1 protein-coding gene is annotated in these 1,009 nt (G+C 64.6%); it reads right to left on the bottom strand.

Features of this window, described 5'->3' with window-relative positions:
• A partial coding sequence (locus AC30RD_RS09955; protein WP_489494414.1) for a bifunctional folylpolyglutamate synthase/dihydrofolate synthase occupies positions 1-978 on the bottom strand: 978 nt, incomplete at its 3' end.
• Between the last annotated feature and the right edge of the window lie 31 nt (positions 979-1,009).

The following is a 1,009-nucleotide window of genomic DNA, read 5'->3' as shown; positions in this document are numbered from 1 at the left end:
TTTTAGGATCGCGCGGTAGTCCTTGTCGCCGTAGCTGTTGTAGACCAGCACGACCTTCCGCCCGGCGAGCGTCCGGGCGATCGCCTTCGCCGCCAGGACGTTGTGCCCCACGTCGAGGAGGACGTTGGGTGCGATGCGCGTCAGCCGCCCGAACAGCGGCGCGCTGAACGCCGCCTCCCCGTAAGGGATGCCGAGACGTTCGAGCGCGGCGGCCGCCAGCGTCAAATTCTGCCGCAGATATTCCGGCAGACCGGACTTCGCGGCGATTTTTCGAACGCGTATTATACCATCTTCGCCCAACAGGGCCTCGGCACGGTACAGCCGCGCACCCTTTTCAGCGGCGACGGCCTCCGCGATCCCGTAAACCTCTTCGTGCGGCTGAAAGCCGATAACCGTCTCCGGGGCCATCGCCCGCAGCTTCGTCCCGGCGATCCCCCCGATCGTGTCGCCGAGGAAGGCCTGGTGGTCGTGATCGATCGGCGTGACGAGTGAAAGCCGCTTGTCGAAGACGGCCGTCGCGTCGTGCTCGCCGCCGAGTCCCGCTTCGACGACGGCGTAATCGCAGCCCTCGAACGCCGCCGCCGCCATCAGGGTCGTGAATTCGAAATAGCTCAGGGCCTCCGCCGTAGCGGCGTCGAGCCACCCCATCACGGTCTCGAACGCCGCCTGCAGCTGCGCATCGTCCGCATCACTGCCATCGATCCAGATGCGCTCGTTGAACCGGAGGATATGCGGCGAGGTATAGTGCCCGACACGGTACCCCGCCGCCCGCAGCGCCGAAGCCAGGAACCGCCCCGTCGTCCCCTTCCCGTTGGTCCCCACCAGGTGAATCACCGGCGGCATCTTCACCCTGTCCCGGACCGCCGCCCACGCCCGCGGCATCCGCCCATAATCGATCTCGTCGTAATAGAGAGGCTTGGCATCCAGAAAGTCGAGATAGTTCGGTTGTGGACTCAAAACAGACATCGTGCAGGACAACGCATCATCCCCACCCCTAAAATTTTTCACT

It is taken from the genome of Nitrosophilus sp., from assembly GCF_982775275.1.
This window is presented reverse-complemented; position numbering and strand designations above follow the sequence as displayed.